The organism is Mesorhizobium sp. M0019 (assembly GCF_040323975.1).
Taxonomy (GTDB): domain Bacteria; phylum Pseudomonadota; class Alphaproteobacteria; order Rhizobiales; family Rhizobiaceae; genus Mesorhizobium.
This window is the reverse complement of record NZ_JAMYVK010000143.1, coordinates 1-892: the sequence shown is the minus strand read 5'-3', so window position 1 is coordinate 892 and position 892 is coordinate 1. Positions and strand designations below refer to the sequence as shown.

Here is an 892-nt window from a genome sequence, read left to right as displayed (position 1 = left end):
CCTCGGTCAGGAAGGGTGACCATGTCATCCCGCTCTACACGCCGGAATGCCGGCAGTGCCCGTCCTGCCTGTCGCGCAAGACCAATCTGTGCACCGCCATCCGCGCCACGCAGGGACAGGGCTTGATGCCGGACGGCACCTCGCGCTTCTCGATCGGCAAGGACAAGCTGTTCCACTACATGGGCTGCTCGACCTTTTCCAACTTCACCGTGCTGCCCGAGATCGCGGTGGCCAAGGTCAATGCCGACGCCCCGTTCGACAAGATCTGCTACATCGGCTGCGGCGTCACCACCGGCATCGGTGCTGTGATCAACACGGCCAAGGTCGAGCAAGGCGCGACGGCAGTCGTGTTCGGCCTCGGCGGCATCGGCCTCAACGTCATCCAGGGCCTGCGCCTTGCCGGCGCCGACATGATCATCGGCGTCGACCTGAACAACGACAAGAAGGAATGGGGCGAGAAATTCGGCATGACGCATTTCGTCAATCCGAAGGAGATCGACGGCGATGTCGTGGCTCATCTCGTCAACATGACCAAGCGCGGCGCCGACCAGATCGGCGGCGCCGACTACACGTTCGACTGCACCGGCAACACCAAAGTCATGCGGCAAGCGCTAGAAGCGTCGCATCGCGGCTGGGGCAAGTCGGTTGTCATCGGCGTTGCCGGCGCCGGCCAGGAGATCTCGACGCGGCCGTTCCAGCTGGTCACCGGCCGCACCTGGATGGGCACCGCCTTCGGCGGCGCGCGCGGCCGCACCGACGTGCCGAAGATCGTCGACTGGTACATGGCCGGCAAGATCAAGATCGATCCGATGATCACCCACACGCTGAAGCTCGAGGACATCAACAAGGGCTTTGACCTGATGCATGAAGGCAAGTCGATCAGGAGCGTGGT

At 63.5% G+C, this 892-nt stretch carries 1 protein-coding gene; it reads left to right on the top strand.

Annotated elements, in window-relative coordinates; translation table 11 throughout:
- A partial coding sequence (locus tag NKK47_RS35050) for a zinc-binding dehydrogenase (RefSeq protein WP_352579936.1) occupies window positions 1–892 on the top strand: 892 nt, incomplete at both ends.